Raw genomic sequence first — 20,247 nt, 5'->3', positions numbered from 1 at the left:
GAGTGCGCGACAGCCATAGGAGAGCGATGCGATGGACTTCACGCTGAGCGAACGAGAGACCTATTTCCGCGATCGCGTGAAGGCGTTCATCGACAAGGAAATCCGCCCGCGCAACGGCGACTATCACGCCGCGGCGCACACCGGCGATCGCTGGAAGGTGAACCCGGTGATCGAGGAAGTGAAGGAGGTCGCCAAGGCGCAGGGGCTGTGGAATTTCTTCATGCCGCCGCATTCGGGCCAGACGCATGTCGACGACAGTTTCGAATTCGAGGGCACGCAGCTCACCAACCTCGAATATGCGCTGTGCGCGGAGGAGATGGGCAAGCTCGGCTGGTCGTCCGAATGCTTCAATTGCTCGGCGCCCGACACCGGCAACATGGAGGTTCTTCATCGTTACGGTACGCGCGAGCAAAAGGAGCGATGGCTCAAGCCGCTGATGGATGGAAAAATCCGTTCGGCGTTCCTGATGACCGAGCCGGCGGTCGCTTCGTCGGACGCGACCAACATCGAGACCCGGATGGAGCGCGATGGCGATCACTATGTGATCAACGGGCGAAAGTGGTGGTCGTCGGGCGTCGGCGACCCGCGCTGCGCGGTCGCGATCGTGATGGGCAAGACCAATCCCGACGCCAAGCGCCACGCCCAGCAGAGCCAGATCCTCGTGCCCCTCGACACGCCCGGCGTGAAGATCGAGCGGATGCTTTCGGTGTACGGGTATGATCACGCGCCGCACGGTCACGGCGAAGTCACGCTGACCGACGTGCGTGTGCCGGTCGACAATCTGCTGCTCGGCGAAGGCCGGGGGTTCGAGATCGCGCAGGGACGCCTGGGACCGGGCCGCATCCACCATTGCATGCGCACGATCGGCGTCGCCGAGACGGGCATCGAGGCGATGGCCAAGCGGCTGCTCAGCCGCGTCGCGTTCGGCAAGCGGATCGCCGATCATTCGATCTGGGAACAGCGCGTTGCCCGCGCGCGGATCGACATCGAGATGACTCGCCTGCTGTGCCTCAAGGCGGCCGACATGATGGACAAGGCCGGCAACAAGGCCGCCAGCCAGGAAATCGCGATGATCAAGGTGCAGGCGCCCAACATGGCGTTGCAGATCCTCGACGACGCGATCCAGGCGCATGGCGGCGGCGGAGTCAGCGACGATTTCCCGCTCGCGCATCAATGGGCGGCGATGCGCACCTTGCGGTTCGCCGATGGGCCGGACGAAGTGCACAATCGCGCGATCGCGCGGAACGAGTTCGGCAAATATGGCGAGTATCGCGCGGATGTCCCGTCGAGCGGGGATATCGGGGTGTCACGCTAATCGAGCGTCACCGCGGCGAAGGCGGGGGCCGCCCAGTGGTTAAGTACAACATAGCGGCCCCGGCCTTCGCCGGGGCGACGGAGAAAAGATGAAAGCTGCCGTTCTGTTCGAAGCGAAGAAGCCGCTCGAAATCTGCGACGTCGATGTCGCCAAGCCGGGCCCGCACGAAGTGTTGATCCGCACCGCAGCGTGCGGGGTGTGCCGGTCGGACCTGCACTTCGTCGACGGCGCGTACCCGACTCCGTTGCCGGCGATCCCCGGCCACGAAGCGGCCGGGATCGTCGAGGCGGTCGGCGACGAGGTGCGCACGGTCAAGGTCGGCGACGCGGTCGTCACGTGCCTGTCGGCGTTCTGCGGGCATTGCGAGTTCTGCGTCAGCGGCCGCATGTCGCTTTGCGTGTCGAGCGACGTGCGGCGTCCGCAGACGGCGGCGCCACGGCTGACGATGAACGGTTCGCCGGTGCATCAGATGCTCAACCTGTCGGCCTATGCCGAGATGATGCTGGTCCACGAGCATGCCTGCGTCGCGATCGACCCCGAAATGCCGCTCGACCGCGCCGCGTTGCTCGGCTGCGCAGTGACGACGGGGGCGGGGGCGGTGTTCAACGCCAGCCCGGTCACGCCCGGCGAGACGGTGTGTGTCGTCGGTTGCGGCGGGATCGGGCTCGCCGCGGTCAACGCCGCGAAGATCGCGGGTGCGGGCAAGATCATCGCGCTCGATCCGGTGCCCGAGAAGCGTGCGTTGGCCGAGAAGCTCGGCGCGACGCACAGCTTCGATGCGATGAGCGAGAGCGTGGTGCCCGAAGTGGTCGAACTGACCAAAGGCGGGGTCCACCATGCGATCGAGGCGGTCGGGCGCGAGGCATCGGCCGAGACCGCGGTCAAGGTGCTGCGCCGCGGCGGCACCGCGACGATCCTCGGCATGATGCCGTTGGGGTCGAAGGTGGGCCTGTCGGCAATCGATCTGCTCGGATCGAAGAAGCTGCAGGGCGGACTGATGGGCGGCAATCGCTTCCCGGTCGACATTCCGCGGCTGGTCGATTTCTACCTGCGCGGGCTGCTCGACCTCGACACGATCATTGCCGAGCGGATGCCGCTCGCGCGAATCAACGACGCGTTCGACGAGCTGCGCAAGGGTGACGCGGCGCGATCGGTGATCACGTTCGCCTGATGGTCGACGACTCGCCCAAGACGATCGCGGTCGCCGATAAGGATCGGCTCGACCTCGACAAACTGACGGCGTGGATGGCGGCGAATGTCGAGGGTTTCGCCGCGCCGCTCGATTATTCCAAGTTCGCGGGCGGCCAGTCTAACCCGACCTACAAGCTCCACGCCGCGTCGGGCGAATATGTGCTGCGCCGCAAGCCGTTCGGAAATTTGCTTCCGTCGGCGCACGCGGTCGACCGCGAATATCGCGTGATCGCCGGTCTCTACCCGACCGGCTTCCCCGTCGCGCGGCCGTACGGACTGTGCACCGACCCGGAGGTGATCGGCACCGACTTCTACGTCATGGGGTTCGCCGACGGGCGCAACATCTGGGACGGGACGATGCCCGATTATGCGCCCGACGAGCGCACCGGCGTCTACAACGCAATGTGCGACACGCTCGCCGCGCTCCACAACACCGACCACGTCGCGGCGGGGCTGGGCGAATACGGCAAGCCGGGCAATTATTTCGAGCGCCAGGTCGCCCGCTGGACCAAGCAATATCGCATGTCCGAGACCGAGGAGATGCCCGCGGTCGAAAGGCTGATCGAATACCTCCCGCGCACCATCCCCGAGCAGACGCGTACCTCGATCGTCCATGGCGATTACCGCATCGACAACATGATCTTCCATCCGACCGAAGGTCGCGTGATCGCATTGCTCGACTGGGAGCTGTCGACACTCGGCGATCCGCTGGCGGATTTCAGCTATTTCCTGATGAGCTGGGTGACCGCGCCGGAAGGTCGCTCGGGCGTGATGGGCAAAGCGGGCGGCGACAGCGGGATTCCGACGATGAAGGCGATGGTCGATCGTTATTGCGCGGCGACCGGGCGCGATGGGGTCCCCGACCTCAACTGGTATTTCGCCTACAATCTGTTCCGGCTGACCGGGATCATTCAGGGCATCAAGAAGCGCATCGTCGAAGGCACCGCTTCGTCGGCGCAGGCGGAGAAGTCGGCGGCAGGGGTGTATCGGCTGGCCGACGCGGCATGGGGTTTCGCGGAGAAGGCGGGGGCCTAGAGGCAAATAGGGAGAAGAAGATGTCGCTATTCGACCTCACCGGCAAGGTCGCCGTGGTCACCGGTTCGTCGAAGGGGATCGGCAAGGCGAGCGCGTTCGAACTGGCCGAGCATGGCGCCAAGGTCGTGATCTCGAGCCGCAAGCAGGATGCGTGCGACGCGGTCGCCGCCGAGATCAACGCGAAGTATGGCGACGGCACCGCAATCGCTGTCGCCGCCAACATTTCCGACAAGGCGGCGCTTCAGCACCTCGTCGACGAGAGCCGCGCCGCGTTCCGGCAGATCGACGTGCTCGTCTGCAACGCCGCGTCCAACCCATATTACGGCCCGCAGGCGGACATTAGCGACGAGCAGTTCCGCAAGATCCTCGACAACAACATCGTCTCGAACCACTGGCTAATCGCGATGGTCGCGCCGGAGATGCGCGAGCGCCGTGACGGCTCGATCATCATCGTCTCGTCGATCGGCGGCTTGCGCGGATCGACGCAGATCGGCGCCTATTGCATCTCGAAGGCTGCCGACATGCAGCTCGCGCGCAACCTCGCGCACGAATTCGGGCCCGACAACGTCCGCGTGAATTGCATCGCGCCGGGGCTGGTCAAGACCGACTTTGCGCGCGCGCTGTGGGAGAATCCGGATCGCGTCAAGGCCGCGAACTCGAGCGTGCCGCTGCGGCGGATCGGCGAGCCGGAGGACATCGCGGGCGGCGTGGTGTTCCTCGCGTCGAAGGCGGCGGCGTTCACGACAGGGCAGACGATCGTGATGGATGGCGGCGTGACGATCTGAACCCAGCGTCGCCCCGGCGGAGGCCGGGGCCAGGCAGTAACATAACGGCCCCGGCCTCCGCCGGGGCGACGGAGAATGAGATGCCAAGGTTCACCGAAAAGTCGATCATCGTCACCGGAGCCGGATCGGGGATCGGTCGCGCCACTGCGATGCTGTTCGCGCGCGAGGGCGGCAAGGTTGTGGTCGCCGACAAGACCGAGGGTGCCGACGCGACGGCGGGGGCGATAGCCGACGCCGGCGGCACGGCGGTGGCGATCCAGATGGATGCGGGGCTGGAGGAGGATGTCATCCGCACCGTCCAGCTCGCGGTCGATCGCTTCGGCGGGCTCGACGTGATGTTCGCGAACGCCGGGATTTCGGGCGGAATGGCCAACATCTTCGACACCGACGTCGCGCTTATTACCGAGGTGCTGAGGGTCAATCTGATCGGGCCGTATCTGGCGATCAAGCACGCCGCGCCTAAGATTGCAGAGCGCGGTGGCGGCGCGATCGTGCTGACCGCGAGCGTCGCCGGCATTCGATCGGGCGCCGGCTCGCCAGCCTATTCGGCGTCGAAAGCGGGCGTAATCAACCTCGCCAAGACTTCCGCGCAGCAGCTGTCGGGATCGAACGTCCGGATCAACGCGATTTGCCCCGGGCTGACCGAAACCGGCATGACCAAGCCGACCTTCGATTATGCGCGGGAAGCGGGGAAGATCGACCGCGTAGGGCGCCTCAACCCGTTGCGCCGCGGTGCGCAGCCCGAGGAACTCGCCGAGGTCGCCGCCTTCCTCGCCTCGGACGCCGCGAGCTACGTCAACGGCCAGGCGATTGCAGTCGACGGCGGGCTGTCGTCGAGCCATCCGGTCACCAAGCAGGAATATGGGCGCACCGCGGTCTAGCCACGCCGCGATACCGGCAGTTTCTTACAATGAAGCCGGCGCCCGCGCGCCTAGCCTTGCCCAAGCTCGCGAGGCGGAGCGACAGGGGGCGGACATGGGCAAGGGATATATCGTCGGTGCATTGGCGATGGCGATGCTGATCGCCGGGTGTGGCGGCAACGGCGGCGGCAACGGCACGACGGATGTCGCTGGCGCAGACGACGGCGTCCAGTTGATCCCCGATACCACGATCGGCGCGGATTATGGTGCGACCGGCCCTCGCAAATGCTCGACGCGCAAGGTGCCCGCCGACGGCCCGCCGTCGAACGAGACGATCGCCAAATACGTGATCTGCGGGGGCGAGGAAGTCACCGGCAGCAACCTCTATCTCTACGACAACGTCGTCGTCACCGACGTTGCGCCCGGCCGACCGTACAACCCCAACGAAGACATCAACATGTCGAACATCGACATCAACAAGCCGGTCTACGCGATCAAGGGGTCGTTGCGCGGCTATCAGTGCGGTCCGGTGATGAAGCCGGGTGGGTATGACGGCGGCCCCGACGACCACAAGGGCACCAATTGCAGTCGCACGACAGAGCCCAACGCCAGCGGGCTATGTTACCAGGACACGTTCGGCGACTGGTATTGCAACATGCTCGACGTGAGCGCGCCGGTAAACGCCGAGCGTCAGGTCGCCGCGCCCTGATCTAGCGGCGCGGCTCGCGTTTCCGGATCAGTCCTTCCTGCGCCACGCTGGCGACCAGCCGGCCGTCGCGGGTGAAGATGCTCCCGCGGTTCATGCCGCGGCCGTGCCCGGCCCACGGGCTGTCCATCGCGTAGAGCAGCCACTCGTCGGCGCGGAAGTCCTCGTGGAACCACATCGCGTGGTCGAGGCTCGCGGTCTGCATCCCCGGCGTCATCCAGTTGACCCCGTGCGGCATCATGCTCGTCGCCATCAGCCCCATGTCGCTGGCATAGGCCAGGATCGCGCGGTGCATCGCCCGATCGTCGCCGAGCGGCGCGACCGCCTTGATCCAGCTATAGGTGATCGGATCCCGCGCGGTCGGGGAGAACCAGTTTCGCGGATGCAGCGGCCGCACGTCGATCGGGCTCGACCAGCGCAGGAAGCGCGCGCGGTGCTCCTCGGGCATAGCCTGCGCCGCCTCGACGCGGAGTTCGCTTTCGGACTTCAGGTCTTGGGGCGGCGGGATATCGGCCGGGAAGGCGTCCTGATGGTGGAGCCCTTTCTCGGCGACCTGGAAGCTCGCCGCCATGTTGAGGATGGGCTGGCCGTTCTGCGTCGCGATCACGCGGCGGGTGGCGAAGCTCTTGCCGTCGAAATCGCGCACCACGCGATAGACGATCGGCAGCGCGTCGTCGCCGGCGCGCATGAAATAGGCGTGGAGCGAGTGCGCGTCCTTGCCCTCGGCCGAACGCTGCGCCGCCTGGAGCGCCTGCCCGATCACTTGTCCCCCGAACACGCGCCCGCGGCCGCCGGGGAGCTTCATCCCACGATAGAGATCGGTGTCGAGTTCCTCGACGTCGAGCAAGGCGACGAGCCCCTCGACGAGTTGTTCGGGGGTGCGCTTGGGGCGGGGATTGGGGTCTTCTTCGGCCATTCGGGCTCCTAGCGGCACTGGGCCTCGTTTTACCAGTGCTCCTGCGCAGCCAGGAGCGTTGGCCGCAAACGTCGCGCTCATTCTCCACGCTCCTGCCTACGTAGGAGCACGGCCCGTGTCAGTAACCCGCCGCCCTCGCCAGTTTATCCGCGTGGAAGTTGGCATCGCCGAACATTTCGGCAAGCACGCGCTGGCGCTTCATGTAGAAACCGACATCGTATTCGTCGGTCATGCCGATGCCGCCGTGCATCTGCAACGCTTCCTGCACCGCGAGCATCGAGGCGAGCCCGGTCTGCGCCTTGGCGACCGACACCGCTTCGTCCGCGCGGTCCGATCCGCTGTCGAGCATCTGCTGCGCGCGCAAGGTGGCGGCGCGGGCGACTTCCATTTCCGAATAGAGGTGCGCGGCGCGGTGCTGGAGCGCCTGGAAGGTACCGATCAACACGCCGAACTGCTTGCGCTGCTTGAGATAATCGACCGTCATGTCCATGGCGCCGCCGCCGACGCCGAGCATTTCGGAGGCGGCTCCGGTACGGCCGGCGCGGAGCAAGCGGTTGAGCGGATCGCGCCCGACGTCGACCTCGCCGATCACCGCGTCGGCGGTGACTTCGACATTGTCGAAGTCGAGCCGCGCCGCGATGCTCGAGTCGGCCAGCCGTTCCGGCGTGACGTCGAGCCCCGTCGCGCCCTTGTCGACCGCGAACAGCGTCACGCCGTGTTCGTCGGCCGCCGACCCTGCGGTGCGCGCGGCGACGATGATCAGGTCGGCGACATGGCCGTGGGTGACGAACTGCTTCTTGCCTGAAAGCTTGAATCCGTTGCCCGAGCGCTCGGCCTTCATCCCGACGCTGTCGCGGAACTTGGCGCTTTCGTCGATCGCCAGCGCGGCGACGGTATCGCCCGACAGGATACCGGGAAACCAGCGCTCGGCCTGCGCCGAACCCTTGAGCGCCTCGACCGCCGCGACGGCGGTCGGCAGGAACGGCGACGGGGAGAGGTTGCGACCGATCTCCTCGAGTACCACGCCCGCCTCGACATGGCCGAGCCCGAGGCCGCCCTGATCCTCGCCGATCAGGATGCCGGTAAAGCCCATCTCGGCGAATTGCTTCCACAAATCACGGCTGAAACCGGTCGGATCATTCGAGTCGCGCAACGCACGGAGGTGTTTGACGGGAGCATGCTCGGCGACGAAGTCCTTCGCGGTGTCGCGAAGCATTGTCTGTTCGTCATTGAGGTAGAGGGGCATTCTTCTACTCCGTCGCCCCGGCGAAGGCCGGGGCCGCAGGGTTTATGTCGGCCGGCCGCCACGCAGCGGCCCCGGCCTTCGCCGGTGTGACGTTAGCTCGGTAGCTCAAGAATCCGCTTCGAAATGATGTTGAGCTGCACCTCGCTGGTCCCGCCCTCGATCGAGTTCGCCTTGGTCCTGAGCCACGCACGCGGTGCGGCGCCGTTGTTCGACTGAGCGCTCTCCCATTCGAGCGCGTCCGACCCGCCGGCCGCCATCACCAATTCGTGCCGCGCCTTGTTCAGTTCGGTGCCGTAATATTTCATCATGCTGGGCTGCGCGGGGTGCGCCTTGCCCGCCTTGAGGTCGTCGATGAACTTCTCCGACATCGCGGTGAACGCCTTGGCGCGCACGTCGAACAGCGCCATCTGCGCGCGCAGCACCGAATCGGCGAGCGTGCCGTCGTCATTGAGCCCGATCGTCCGTTTGGCACCATCGACCAGCGGATTGCCGGCCGATCCGCCGAGCCCCATCCCGCTGATCATCTCGCGCTCGTGGCCGAGCAGATATTTGGCGACGTCCCAGCCCTTATTCTCTTCATGGACAAGGTTTTGCTTGGGCACCTTCACATTGTCGAAGAAGGTTTCGCAGAAGGGGGAATAGCCCGAGATGAGCAGGATCGGCTTGGTGCTGACCCCCGGCGTCGCCATGTCGAACAGCACGAAGCTGATTCCGCCTTGTTTCGATTCCTTGCTGGTGCGGACGAGGCAGAAGATCCAGTCGGCGTAGTTGGCGTAGCTGGTCCACACCTTCTGGCCGTTGACGAGGTAATGGTCGCCTTTGTCCTCTGCCGAGGTCTGCAACCCGGCAAGATCGGACCCCGCGCCCGGCTCCGAATAACCTTGGCACCAGCGGATCTCGCCGCGCGCGATCTTGGGCAAATGGTCGAGCTTCTGCTCTTCGGTGCCGTATTTGAGCAAGGCCGGCCCGAGCATCGAGATGCCGAACGAGTTGAGCGGGTTGCGCGCGCGAATTGCCTGCATCTCCTCGCGCAGGATCTTGGCTTCGGCCGGCGACAAGCCGCCGCCGCCATATTGCTTCGGCCAGTCGGGTACGGTCCAGCCGCGCCCGCCCATGGCGTCCATCCATTGCTTTTGCGCTGGGCTCATCTTCGATTGGTCGCGCCCCCCCCAAACGACATCGGCGTCGGACCGCACCGGCTCGCGCATTTCGGGCGGGCAGTTCGTCTCCAGCCAAGCGCGAGTCTCTGCGCGGAAAGTGTCGAGGTCGCTCATTGCATCGCTCCATGCGCCAGCCGCGCGACGGCGATGGCCTTGTGGTCCTGATAGGTGTCGGCGATCGCCTGGACCCCTATGGGCATGCCGTCGGGATCGACCCCGATCGGGAAACTCGTCGCGGGCAGCATCGGGAAGGTGGCGAGCCCGGGAAAGGCGAATTGCACCCCGAACGGCGTCTTCTCCCCGTTGATATCGAGCACGCGCCTGGGCAGCGGCGTGTCGTCGTGCGCGAACGCGGTGACGCCGAGGGTGGGCGCGATCACCGCGTCGTAGCGCTTGAACAACCGGTTCCACGCGCGCTGGTTGCGCGCTTGCTCGTCGCGCAGATCGAACCATTCGACCAACGTTGTCGGCTGCGATCCGTCCTGCGGCACGCCGCGTGCGATCGTGATGTTGAGCATCTTCATATAGTTGCGCTGTTGTGCGGCGAGATCGGGGACGAGGTCGCTGTCGCGGTCGACCGTCATGTCAAGATCATGCAGCGCATCCGCCAGCCGGTCGAGCGCGTCGGCGATGGGCGCGGCGACGGTCGCGCTGAGATGGCTGTTGAGAACCAGCACCCGATATCCGTTTGGCGGCCGGTTATCCGCTGGTTCGAGCGGATGGTCGCTGAGGATATCGAGCGCGAGCGCGAGGTCGTCGGCATTGCGCGCCATCGGTCCGACCACCGACAATTCGCCCGGCGCGCCGTCGGTGCCGGGGAAGAAATGCCCGTCGCGGCTCAGCGCGCCGAAGGTCGGCTTGTGTCCCCACACGCCGTTGAACGCGGCGGGCACGCGGATCGACCCGCCGATGTCGCTGCCCAGTTCGAGCGGAACCATCCCCGCCGCAAGCGCCGCCGCGGCGCCGCCCGACGATCCGCCGGCGACCCGATCATGATTGTGCGGGTTGTTGGTGCGGCCGTAGATCGGGTTGTTCGACTGCAGGTCGGCGAGAAGCGGCGGAACGTTGGTCTTGCCGAGGATGACGGCGCCGGCCGCCTTGAGCCGCTTGACCGCCAGCGCATCGTCCTGCGCGACGAAATCGCGCGCGGCCTTGATGCCCCAGGTCGTCGGCAGGCCGGCAAGGTCGAAGCTTTCCTTGACCGTCATCGGCACGCCGAGCAGCGGCGCGCTTTCTCCGGCCGCCAAGCGCCGGTCCATCGCGCGCGCCTGATGCCGCGCCCGGTCGAAATCGCGCACGACGACAGCGTTGATCGGCCCGTCGCGCGCCTCGATCCGCGCGATCGCGGCTTCGCATTCGAGCAGGGCGGTGGTCTCGCCCGACCGGATCGCGGCGGCGGTTTCGATGGCGGATTTCTCCGTCGCCCCGGCGAAGGCCGGGGCCGCTGCGTTTTTCGCGATGCCGGCGCCGACCAAAGCGGCGGCCCCGGCCTTCGCCGGGGCGACGTCGAGGGCCATCAGAACTTGTCCCCCGCCTCGGCCTTCCGCTTCAACAGCGGCGAGACCGGCACGCCGTTCTTTTCCAGCCCGGCTACGACCTTGTCGAGCCCGACCGTGTTCGCCCAGAACATCGGGCCGCCGCGATAGACCGGCCAGCCATAGCCGTAGATCCACACCACATCGATGTCGGACGCGCGTTGCGCCACGCCCTCGTCGAGGATCTTCGCGCCCTCATTCACCATCGGAAACAGCAACGCGCCGATGATTTCCTCATCGGTGTAATCGCGCCGCGCTTGGTTCGATTTGGAGCGGAATTCCTCGATGATCTCGGCGACCTCGGGCGACGGTGACGGGTTGCGATTCTCGTCGTAATCGTACCAGCCCTTCTTGGTTTTCTGCCCCCAGCGCCCCTTGGCGGCGAGCGCGTCGCGGATCGTTTCGATGCGGTTCGGGTCGCGGTGCCACCCGATATCGACCCCGGCAAGATCGCTCATCTGATAGACGCCCATCGGCATTCCGAAATCGGTCAGTGCCTTGTCGATCCGCTCGGGCGGCACGCCCTGCATCAGCATCGTATTGGCCGGCGCACCGCGCTGCGACAGCATGCGGTTGCCGATGAAGCCGGGACACACGCCCGACACCACGGCGACCTTGCCGATCGGCTTGGCCAGCGCCATCACCGTCGCGAGCACGTCGGGCGCGGTCTCGGCGCCGCGCACCACTTCGAGCAGCTTCATGACGTTGGCCGGCGAGAAGAAATGCATGCCGATCACGTCACCGGGGCGCGCTGTCACATCGGCCATCTCGTTGATGTTGAGGTAGGAGGTGTTGGAGGCGAGGATCGCACCCGGCTTGGCGATGCGGTCGAGCTTGCCGAACAGCTCCTTCTTGACGTCCATGTTCTCGTAGATCGCCTCGATAATCAGGTCGGCGTCCTTGAGCGCCTCGAGGTCGAGCGTCGGGGTCAGCAGCCCCATCATCGCCTCGACCTTGTCCTCCGTGAAGCGGCCCTTCTTTGCCGAATTCTCGTAGTTGCGGCGGATCGTCGCGACGCCGCGGTCGAGCGCTTCCTGCGTCGTCTCGACGATCGTGACCGGGATGCCCGCGGTCAGGAAGTTCATGCTGATCCCGCCGCCCATCGTCCCCGCGCCGACCACGCCGACCTGGTTGATCGCGCGCAGCTGAGTGTCGGCGGGGATGCCATCGACCTTGGCCGCCTGGCGCTCGGCGAAGAACATGTAGCGTTGCGCGACCGACTGCGTGCCGGTCATCAGCTTCATGAATTCCTCGCGCTCGACGGCGATGCCATCGGCGAAGGTGCCGGTGGTGGCTGCCTCGACACAACGGATATTGGCGGCGGGCGCGTCGAAGCCGCGGAACTTGCGCGCGTTCGCCTTCTTGAACTCCTCGACCGCCTGCGGGTCGGCGCTCGCGGTCTTTTCCGACGCGCGGGGCAGGGGCCGCGTGTCGGCTACTTCGCGCGCGAAGGCGATCGCGTCCGCCTCGAGCGAATCCTCGCCGACGATCTTGTCGATCAGACCGGCTTCATGCGCCGCCTTCGCCGAAATCGGATCGCCGATCGCGGTCATCTGGAGGGCGAGGCGAACGCCCGCGATGCGCGGGATTCGCTGCGTGCCGCCCGCGCCGGGGAGCAGCCCGAGCTTGACCTCGGGCGTGCCGATCTTCGCCGACGGCACCGCGACGCGGTAATGACAGCCCAGCGTCACTTCGCATCCGCCGCCCAAAGCGGTGCCGTGGATCGCCGCGACCACCGGCTTGTCGCACGCCTCGATCATGTCGATCACCGTGCCCAGCCCCGGCCCCTGCATCGGCTTGCCGAATTCGGTGATGTCGGCGCCCGCGAAGAAGGTGCGGCCGTCGCAGCGGATCACCATCGCCTTGATGCTCGCGTCCGCGACGCCTTCCTTGATCCCGGCCTCGAGCCCCTGCCGTACCGCCGCGCCGAGCGCGTTGACCGGCGGGTTGTTCGAAATGATGACGAGCACGTCGTCATGGCGTTCGGTGCGGATGGGGGAGGTCATTCTGTTCTCCTGCGTGCTCCTGCGTAGGCAGGAGCGTTGGCCGCCAGCGACGGCCTTGTTGGCCAGGGCTCCTGCCTGCGCAGGAGCACAATTTGCATCAGGTCAGCGACGAATAGATCATCGTCTTGAGTTCGCGGCGGATCGGGTAGACGCTCGATGGGCTCATCTGCGTCATGAACACCATGTGAAGCCGCTCGACCGGATCGATGAAGAAGGCGGTCGAGAACATCCCGCCCCAATAATATTCGCCCGCCGATCCGGGCATCATCGTCTTGGCGACGTCCTGCACCACCGCGAAGCCGAGCCCGAAGCCGGTACCGGCGTTCTGGGTCTCGCTGAACAGCGACTTCGACATCGACGAAAGGTCGGCGCGGTTGGGCAGATGGTTCATCGTCATCAGTTCAAGCGTTTTGCGCCCGACGATCCTCGCGCCGTCCAGCTCGCCGCCGTTCGCGCACATCTGGCAGAAGCGGTGATAGTCGAGTGCGGTCGAAACCAGCCCGCCGCCGCCCGAGACGAGCTTGGGCATGCGCGACCAGGCGCTTTCCTCGGCGCGGTCGTACATGATCCGGCCCTTGCCAGGGACGAAGGTGTAGCAATCGGTCAGCCGGTCGATCTTCCCGGCGGGGACCGCGAAGAAGGTATCGTCCATCTTGAGGGGGGCGAAGATCCGCGTCGTGAAGAAGTCCTGAAGCGGCACGCCCGACACGCGCTGCACCACCGCGCCGAGCACGTCGGTCGCGACCGAATAGTTCCACGCCTCGCCGGGCGAGAATTCGAGCGGCAAAGCCCCAAGCGCCGCGACGAAGCTGTCGAGGTCGTGCCCGCCGTGCCAATTCTCCATCTTCGCCGCGCGGTACGCAGCGTCGACGTTCGACCGGTTCTGGAAACCGTAGGTCAGGCCCGCGGTGTGCCGGAGCAGATCGAGCATCCGCATCGGCTCGTTGGTCGGCTTGGTCACGAACGGCACGCCGCCGCCGCCGCCATTGTACACGCCGACGCCCTTGAATTCGGGCAATACGTGGTGGACCGGCGTGTCGACCGCGACGTGCCCTTCCTCGACCAGCATCATGAATGCGATCGAGGTGATCGGCTTGGTCATGCTGGCGATGCGGAACAGCGATCCCTCGTCGATCGCCTTGCCGCCTTCACGGGCAGCGCCCTGACTTGAGAAATGGACGATCTCGCCGTCGCGCGCGACGAGCAACTGAGCGTTGGCGAGCTTGCCCGAATCGAGGTACCGTTCCTTCAGGAATGCGTCGATCCGATTGAGTCGCGCGGCGTCGAGACCGTGCTTTTCGGGCGCTTTCATCAGCATCGCTCTTCCATACCCCTATTTCTAAATTGCATCTCTATGCCTTGAGCGGCGGGCGAATCAACTCTAACGTTGCGATAAAGCCGCTGGCAACGACCAAGCGGATCAAACGTGCGGAGAGTGTGCCCCGTGGCAAGCAGCGTGACGAGCGAACCGGTTATCGAACTCGACCCGAATTGGCCCAAAATGTCGCTGGCCGATGCCAACGCGGCGCTGACCGCGCCGGGCAGCAAGTTCGAGATGGAGACGGTGACGATCCGCGGCGTCCCGACGCGCGTGTGGAAGAACGCGCCAGCAAATCTCGGGCAATTGCTCGATCTGTCGCGCACGCATGGCGAGCGGTTGCTGACGATCCACGAGGACGAGCGGATCAGCTACGAGGCCAACTACCGCGCGACCGTCGCGGTGGCGCGAGCGCTGGCGGATCTCGGCGTCGGCAGGGGCGACCGAGTCGCCTTCGTCATGCGCAACCTGCCCGAATGGCCGGTGATCTTCTTCGCGATCGTCAGCCAGGGCGCGATCGCGGTGCCGCTCAACGCTTGGTGGACCGGCGGCGAGCTCGAATATGGCATCCGCGATTCGGGCGCCAAGGTGCTGATCGCCGACGCCGAGCGGTACGAGCGGATCAAGCCGCATCTCGCGGCGCTCGACCGCGTCGAGCATGTGATCGTCGCGCGCGCGGCCGGCGCCGGCGCGCCGGCGCGCGCGCTCGAGGAATTGATCGGCACGCCGCACGATTGGGCGGGCTTGCCCGATATCGACCGCCCGCGCGTCGACCTCGATCCCGACGACGATGCGACGATCTTCTACACCAGCGGCACCACGGGCAACCCGAAGGGCGCGCTCGGCACGCACCGCAACCTCGCCACCAACATCATGTCGGGCGGGTTCAACGCCGCGCGCAGCTTCCTGCGCCGCGGCGAGCCGATCCCGGAGCCGACTCCGCGCGTCGGGCTGACCGTCATCCCGTTGTTCCACGTCACCGCCTGCAGCGCCTCGCTGATGGGAACGATGGCCGGCGGATCGACGATGATCTTCATGCGCAAATGGGAGCCGGTCCGCGCGATGGAGATCATCGAGCGCGAAAAGGTCAACCTGACCGGCGGCGTGCCGACGATCGCGTGGCAGCTGATCGAGCATCCCGACCGCCACAAATACGACCTCTCGTCGCTGGAGGCGATCGCGTACGGCGGTGCGCCGTCGGCGCCCGAACTGGTCAAGCGCATCCACGAAGAGTTCGGCGCTCTCCCCGGCAACGGCTGGGGAATGACCGAGACGATGGCGACCGTCACGGGTCATTCGTCGGAGGATTATCTCAATCGTCCGACCAGCGCTGGGCCACCGGTCGCGGTTGCCGATCTTGAAATCCGCGCCGACGACGGCGTCACCGTGCTGCCGACCGGGGAGGTCGGCGAGTTGTGGGCGCGCGGACCGATGATCGTGAAGGGCTATTGGAACAAGCCTGAAGCGACCGCCGAAACCTTCGTCGACGGCTGGGTCCGCACCGGCGATCTCGCGCGGCTCGACGAGGAGGGGTTCGTCTATATCGTCGATCGCGCCAAGGACATGGTGATCCGCGGCGGCGAGAACATCTATTCGTCCGAGGTCGAGAACGTCCTCTACGCGCATCCCGCCGTCACCGACTGCGCGATCATCGGCTTGCCCCATCGCACGCTGGGCGAGGAGCCGGCGGCGGTGGTGCATCTCGCGCCGGGCACGACCGCGACCGAGGCCGAGCTTCAGGCCTGGGTGCGCGAGCGGCTAGCGGCATTCAAGGCGCCGGTCGCGGTGCGCTTCGTCCACGAAACGCTGCCGCGCAACGCCAACGGCAAGATCCTCAAGAAGGATCTGGGCGTGCTGTTCGCCGACCGCGAAAGCGAGGCGGCTTAGGCGCTCCACGTCTCGCTATTGCGAGCAGAGCGAAGCAATCCAATGTCTAGGCGTGCCGGATGGATTGCTTCGCTGCGCTCGCAATGGCGGATGCGGATTAACCATCCTTGGCCGGAACCGCATTCCACAGCCTTCGTTATGCTGCCGGAACGGAGGATGTACCATGGCCGATCTCAACACCGACGAGCGTACCGTCGTCGAGCGCACCAACAGCAGTTTCAACGTGGCGAACGTGATCATCGCGATTGCGATCCTGTTGCTGGTGCTGGGGGTGCTAAAATATTTCGGCGCGACGCCGTTCTAGGCGCCGCCGCTTCTCTCACATAAATCATTGTCGGGCGGCGATTTCAACGTACAACGCCCGGCGATGCTGACCGAGAATTTCCTGAAAGGTCGCCGCCGCCGCGAACTGAGCGCGGAGGAGCGTCAGGCGCTCGAGAGCGTGCTGACGCCGCCCGTCACCCTACCCAAACGCCGGGTCGTGACCGTGCGCGGCGATGTCGTGAGCAGGAGCACGTTCCTGATTTCCGGTTTCATGTGCCGCTACATGGATGGCGCCGACGGGCAGCGGCAGTTGGTCAGCGTGGAGACGCCCGGCGACTTCGTCGATCTGCACGGCTATCCGTTGCAACGGCTCGATCACGACATCGCGACGATCAGCGAATGCCAGGTCGCCTATGCGCCGCATGAAAAGCTGACCGAGTTGATCGAGCGGTTTCCGCACCTTGGACGACTGTTGTGGTTTTCGACCCTGCTCGACGCGGCGATGCACCGCGAATGGATCTTCCGGCTCGGGCGGCTCGATGCGGTCGGCCGCGTCGCGCACATGCTGTGCGAAACCTACGTGCGGCTCGACGCGGTCGGGCTGGTCGAAAACCAGTCGTTCGCTTGGCCGCTGACTCAGCAGGATCTGGGCGAGGCGTGCGGGCTGACATCGGTCCACGTCAATCGCACCTTGCGGGTGCTGCGCGAGGCCGGAATGGTCGACGTGGCGGACCGGATCGTCACGGTGCTCGATTTCGGCCGGCTCGCGTCGACCGGCGAGTTCAAGCCCGATTATCTTTATTTCAACGACGAACTGCGCACGCCCTAGCGCGCGGCGTCGATGACCGATCGCACCGCGCGCTCCCACCCGGCGAGCCGCACGTCGCGCACCGCCACCTCCATCCGCGGCTCGAACGCGGCGATCTTGCCGCGCATCGCCGACGCGGCCTTGAGATCGGCGAACATTCCGCAGCCGACCCCCGCGAGCATCGCCGCGCCCAAGGCGGTGGTTTCAGCGAAAGCGGGGCGCTCGACGTGGACATCGAGCATGTCGGCAAAGTCCTGCGCCAGCCAGTCGTTGGCGACCATCCCGCCGTCGATCCGGAGCGCTTTCCAGTCGGCACCGTCGGCGGCAAACGCAGTCTTCAAGTCGTGCGCCTGGTGCGCCATCGCCTCCAGCGCGGCGCGGACGATATGCGCGCGGGTGGCGGTGAAGCTGAGCCCCGAGATGCTGCCGCGCGCTTCGGCTTCCCACCACGGCGCACCGAGCCCCGACAGCGCGGGCACGAGATACACACCGGCATTGTCGTCGACGGAACGCGCGAGCCCTTCGGTCTCGGGAGCGGTCGCGATCAGCTTGAGCGAATCGCGCAGCCATTGGATCAGGCTGCCGGCGACGAACACCGATCCTTCGAGCGCATAGGCCCGCCGCCCGCCGATCTGCCACGCGATCGTCGCGAGCAGGCGGTTCTTCGAGGTCGGTTGCCGGGCACCATATTGCGTCAGGACGAACGCGCCGGTGCCGAACGTCGCCTTGGTGTCGCCGGGGTCGAGGCAGGCTTGGCCGATCGTCGCCGCTTGCTGGTCGCCCGCCATTCCGCAGATCGGGATCGGCGCGCCGAACAAGGTCGTCTTGCCATAGTTTCCCGCGCAATCGACAATCTCCGGCAACGCCGCGCGCGGCGCGTCGAACAGATCGATCAGCCCATCGTCCCAATGTCCGCTGCCGATCGCCATCAACGCGGTGCGGCTGGCGTTGGTCGCGTCGGTGACGTGGACGCCCGCTGTTTTTTCGCCGGCGGTCAGCTTCCACACCAGCCATGAATCGATCGTCCCGACCGCGAGCCGATCGCCGGCTTGCTTGAGCTGCGGCCAATTCGCCATCGCCCAGCCGATCTTCGACCCCGAAAAATAGGGATCGAGCAGCAATCCGGTGCGCGCCTGGACGGTCGGCTCGTGCCCGGCCTGCTTGAGCTTGCGGCACATCGCGGCGGTACGCCGGTCCTGCCACACGATCGCGGGCGCGAGCGGTTCGCCGGTGGACTTGTCCCAGAACACCACCGTCTCGCGCTGGTTAGTGATTCCGATCGCGGCGATCGCGCCGGCGCCGCCGGCTTGCTCGACGATCTTGCGCGCGCAGGCGAGCGTGCGCTCCCAGATTTCGGCGGCATCGTGCTCGACCAGCCCGGGGGCGGGGTAGTGCTGGGTCAGCTCCGCCTGCTCGCAGCCGAGACACGTGCCATCGGCCGCGAACAGCATCGCACGGGTGGAGGTGGTGCCTTCGTCAATGACGAGCAGTTTGTCGGCCATGCCGGCGAGGCTAGGGGGTCGGTCCGATGGCGACAATAGCTACATCGCGGGATTACTTTGCGCCGGATTGTCGTTACGGATGGTGTCGATGGTAGATCCGAGCGAAACCGGCGTCAGCCCCGCAGTCGCCGCTACGCTGGGCGGCGCGGCGGCGGTTGCGCCGGCGCCGTCCCCGCCACCGGAAAACGGCGAAGGCCCGCCGGTCGACGATCGCCGCGATCGGCTGCTCGCCGGGCTGACGCTGATCGCGGGGATCGCGTTGCTGCTCGGCTTGCCCTTCGCGCTCAAGGCAGGGGCGGAGTTCTTCCTGCCGGTGACGATTTCGCTGGTCATCGCGATCGCGTTGATCCCGGTGCTCGAATGGCTCGAGCGGCGGCGGTTGCCGTCGTGGATCGCGGCGTTGTTTTGCGTGCTGAGCTTCCTTGCGCTTGCCAACGTCGCGCTGGCGGCGATCGTCGTTCCGGCGATCGAGTTCTTCCGCAAGCTGCCCGAGCGCATCGACCGAATCCAGGCCAATCTCGCGCCGTTGCTCGATCTCTACCAGACGCTCGAAAAATACATGAACCGGACGATCACGCACCTTGCCAACACCGGCCCGGTCAAGGCGCCCGCTACCGCGGCGGTGGCGCCGCCGGGATCGTTGCTCGAGCTCGCCGCGACGTCGGCGCCGACCGCGATCATCCAAGTGTTTTTCGGGGTGCTCGTAGTATTCTTCTTCCTTGCCGGCTGGACGCGCGCGCGGCGCAAGACGATCACCAGCCGCGCAAGCTTCGGGGGCGCGATGGCGACCGCGCGGGTGATCCAGGACGTGGTCGACGACGTGTCGGCCTATCTTGGCACGATCACGCTGATCAACGTCGTGCTCGGCGCGATCGTCGGGACGGCATTGTGGGCGGTGGGGATGCCCTATCCGGCAATGTGGGGCGGCATCGCGGCGTTGCTCAACTACGTGCCCTATTTCGGGCCGATCGTCGCGGCGTTGCTGCTCGCGGTGGGCGGACTGATGACGTTCAACGACATCTGGATCGCATTGATACCGGCTGCGATCATGATCGGATGCCATCTGGTCGAGGCCAACGTGATCACGCCGCTGATCGTCGGGCACCGGCTGACGATCAATCCGGTGCTGATCCTGATCTCGCTGAGCTTTTGGAGCTGGGTCTGGGGAACGCCCGGCGCCTTGCTCGCGGTGCCGCTGCTGATCATCATCCAGACCGTCGTCGGGGCCGCGGGCAAGCCCGATATCGCGGGCTTCCTGTTCGAGCGCGGCACGCTTGTCCGGGAGCGTCCGCGCACGCGTTTCGGTATCCGCAGGACTTAGCGGGAGCGGCGGTTGACAGGGTCCGGCCCCTCGCTTAGTGGCCGCGCCTCACGCTTTCCAAGCGGGTGTAGCTCAGTTGGTTAGAGCGCCGGCCTGTCACGCCGGAGGTCGCGGGTTCGAGCCCCGTCACTCGCGCCATAGCGCCGTCTGAAAGACGCGCTGGCGAAGCCATCGCGCATTCAGACAAGCTCGGCCGGCGAGGCAGAGCCTCGACCGACGACGCGGCTTCGCCGCGGCGTAATCCTCAGGTTTTCACCGCCGCCACCGCCCAGTCTCCATCCAGCTCAGCATCCGTCGCATCGGCAGCAGCCATAGCCAGGCGACGCCGGCGGCAATGTAGAAAATCAGCTGCACGATTTCCGGCCATTGCCCGATCCAGCGCGACAAGCTGG

Annotated in this window: 18 protein-coding genes and 1 tRNA gene; 11 read left to right on the top strand and 8 right to left on the bottom strand. The window is 66.1% G+C overall.

All coding sequences use genetic code 11. The features are described from left to right. The first annotated feature begins 31 nt into the window (after window positions 1-31). The 6 genes from VH326_RS09495 (at window position 32) to VH326_RS09470 (ending at window position 5,895) form a co-directional block, all read left to right on the top strand. Window positions 32-1,315: an acyl-CoA dehydrogenase family protein gene (locus VH326_RS09495; RefSeq protein WP_329631577.1), complete on the top strand. Its 1,284-nt coding sequence runs from the start codon at window positions 32-34 to the stop codon at window positions 1,313-1,315. An 88-nt stretch (window positions 1,316-1,403) separates the two neighbouring features. Beyond that, on the top strand, window positions 1,404-2,486 hold the full coding sequence (locus VH326_RS09490) for a Zn-dependent alcohol dehydrogenase (protein WP_329631576.1): 1,083 nt from the start codon (window positions 1,404-1,406) through the stop codon (window positions 2,484-2,486). Next, window positions 2,486-3,541, top strand: coding sequence for a phosphotransferase family protein (locus tag VH326_RS09485; RefSeq protein WP_329631575.1), 1,056 nt, complete (start codon window positions 2,486-2,488; stop codon window positions 3,539-3,541). The genes VH326_RS09490 and VH326_RS09485 overlap by 1 nt, the downstream gene beginning before the upstream one ends. A 20-nt stretch (window positions 3,542-3,561) precedes the next feature. Beyond that, window positions 3,562-4,326: an SDR family oxidoreductase gene (locus tag VH326_RS09480; RefSeq protein WP_329631574.1), complete on the top strand. Its 765-nt coding sequence runs from the start codon at window positions 3,562-3,564 to the stop codon at window positions 4,324-4,326. An 80-nt stretch (window positions 4,327-4,406) separates the two neighbouring features. After that, a complete protein-coding gene (locus VH326_RS09475; RefSeq protein ID WP_329631573.1) occupies window positions 4,407-5,207 on the top strand; it encodes an SDR family oxidoreductase in 801 nt (266 codons plus the stop codon). A gap of 94 nt (window positions 5,208-5,301) precedes the next feature. Then, window positions 5,302-5,895 carry a hypothetical protein gene (locus VH326_RS09470; protein ID WP_329631572.1) on the top strand — a complete coding sequence of 198 codons (594 nt, stop codon included), beginning with the start codon at window positions 5,302-5,304 and terminating at the stop codon, window positions 5,893-5,895. Between the two features lies 1 nt (window position 5,896). Here the strand turns inward: VH326_RS09470 and VH326_RS09465 are convergent, their stop codons facing one another. The 6 genes from VH326_RS09465 to VH326_RS09440 all read right to left on the bottom strand — a co-directional run bounded on the left by VH326_RS09465 (window position 5,897) and on the right by VH326_RS09440 (window position 14,073). Next, a complete protein-coding gene (locus VH326_RS09465) occupies window positions 5,897-6,808 on the bottom strand; it encodes an acyl-CoA thioesterase II (protein ID WP_329631571.1) in 912 nt (303 codons plus the stop codon). Between the two features lie 118 nt (window positions 6,809-6,926). Further along, window positions 6,927-8,054 (bottom strand): acyl-CoA dehydrogenase family protein, encoded by a 1,128-nt coding sequence (locus VH326_RS09460; protein ID WP_329631570.1) that lies wholly within the window; start codon window positions 8,052-8,054, stop codon window positions 6,927-6,929. A 92-nt stretch (window positions 8,055-8,146) separates the two neighbouring features. Beyond that, entirely contained in the window at window positions 8,147-9,328 is a 1,182-nt protein-coding gene (locus VH326_RS09455; RefSeq protein ID WP_329631569.1) for an acyl-CoA dehydrogenase family protein, read from the bottom strand. Beyond that, window positions 9,325-10,731 (bottom strand): amidase family protein, encoded by a 1,407-nt coding sequence (locus VH326_RS09450; RefSeq protein ID WP_329631568.1) that lies wholly within the window; start codon window positions 10,729-10,731, stop codon window positions 9,325-9,327. The genes VH326_RS09455 and VH326_RS09450 overlap by 4 nt, the downstream gene beginning before the upstream one ends. Then, complete coding sequence (locus tag VH326_RS09445; RefSeq protein WP_329631567.1) at window positions 10,731-12,755, bottom strand: 3-hydroxyacyl-CoA dehydrogenase NAD-binding domain-containing protein; 2,025 nt, start codon at window positions 12,753-12,755, stop codon at window positions 10,731-10,733. Before VH326_RS09445 ends, VH326_RS09450 begins: the two co-directional genes overlap by 1 nt. Before the next feature lie 97 nt (window positions 12,756-12,852). Beyond that, window positions 12,853-14,073: a serine hydrolase domain-containing protein gene (locus tag VH326_RS09440; protein WP_329631566.1), complete on the bottom strand. Its 1,221-nt coding sequence runs from the start codon at window positions 14,071-14,073 to the stop codon at window positions 12,853-12,855. 183 nt (window positions 14,074-14,256) lie between these two features. Between VH326_RS09440 and VH326_RS09435 the strand changes: the two genes are divergently transcribed. The 3 genes from VH326_RS09435 to VH326_RS09425 all read left to right on the top strand — a co-directional run bounded on the left by VH326_RS09435 (window position 14,257) and on the right by VH326_RS09425 (window position 17,053). After that, complete coding sequence (locus tag VH326_RS09435; protein ID WP_329631731.1) at window positions 14,257-15,960, top strand: class I adenylate-forming enzyme family protein; 1,704 nt, start codon at window positions 14,257-14,259, stop codon at window positions 15,958-15,960. Between the two features lie 163 nt (window positions 15,961-16,123). After that, window positions 16,124-16,264: a hypothetical protein gene (locus VH326_RS09430; protein WP_329631565.1), complete on the top strand. Its 141-nt coding sequence runs from the start codon at window positions 16,124-16,126 to the stop codon at window positions 16,262-16,264. 63 nt (window positions 16,265-16,327) lie between these two features. Then, window positions 16,328-17,053 (top strand): Crp/Fnr family transcriptional regulator, encoded by a 726-nt coding sequence (locus VH326_RS09425; RefSeq protein ID WP_329631564.1) that lies wholly within the window; start codon window positions 16,328-16,330, stop codon window positions 17,051-17,053. On the opposite strand, the gene glpK is transcribed toward VH326_RS09425, so the two are convergent. Beyond that, a complete protein-coding gene (gene glpK, locus VH326_RS09420; protein WP_329631563.1) occupies window positions 17,050-18,534 on the bottom strand; it encodes a glycerol kinase GlpK in 1,485 nt (494 codons plus the stop codon). The genes VH326_RS09425 and glpK overlap by 4 nt on opposite strands. 88 nt (window positions 18,535-18,622) lie before the next feature. Here glpK and VH326_RS09415 point away from each other — a divergent pair, with 88 nt between their 5' ends. Together VH326_RS09415 and VH326_RS09410 are read left to right on the top strand one after the other, a co-directional pair. Continuing rightward, window positions 18,623-19,855, top strand: a complete 1,233-nt coding sequence (locus VH326_RS09415; protein ID WP_329631562.1) for an AI-2E family transporter — start codon at window positions 18,623-18,625, stop codon at window positions 19,853-19,855. A gap of 61 nt (window positions 19,856-19,916) precedes the next feature. Then, a tRNA-Asp gene (locus tag VH326_RS09410) sits at window positions 19,917-19,993 on the top strand. 114 nt (window positions 19,994-20,107) lie between these two features. On the opposite strand, the gene VH326_RS09405 is transcribed toward VH326_RS09410, so the two are convergent. Then, entirely contained in the window at window positions 20,108-20,242 is a 135-nt protein-coding gene (locus VH326_RS09405; protein WP_329631730.1) for a DUF2842 domain-containing protein, read from the bottom strand. Window positions 20,243-20,247: the final 5 nt, after the last annotated feature.

Origin of the sequence: Sphingomonas sp. (assembly GCF_036269755.1) — a bacterium.
Classification (GTDB): Bacteria; Pseudomonadota; Alphaproteobacteria; order Sphingomonadales; family Sphingomonadaceae; genus Sphingomonas.
Note: the sequence above shows the minus strand (reverse complement) of the source record. Positions and strands in the feature narration are given on the sequence as shown.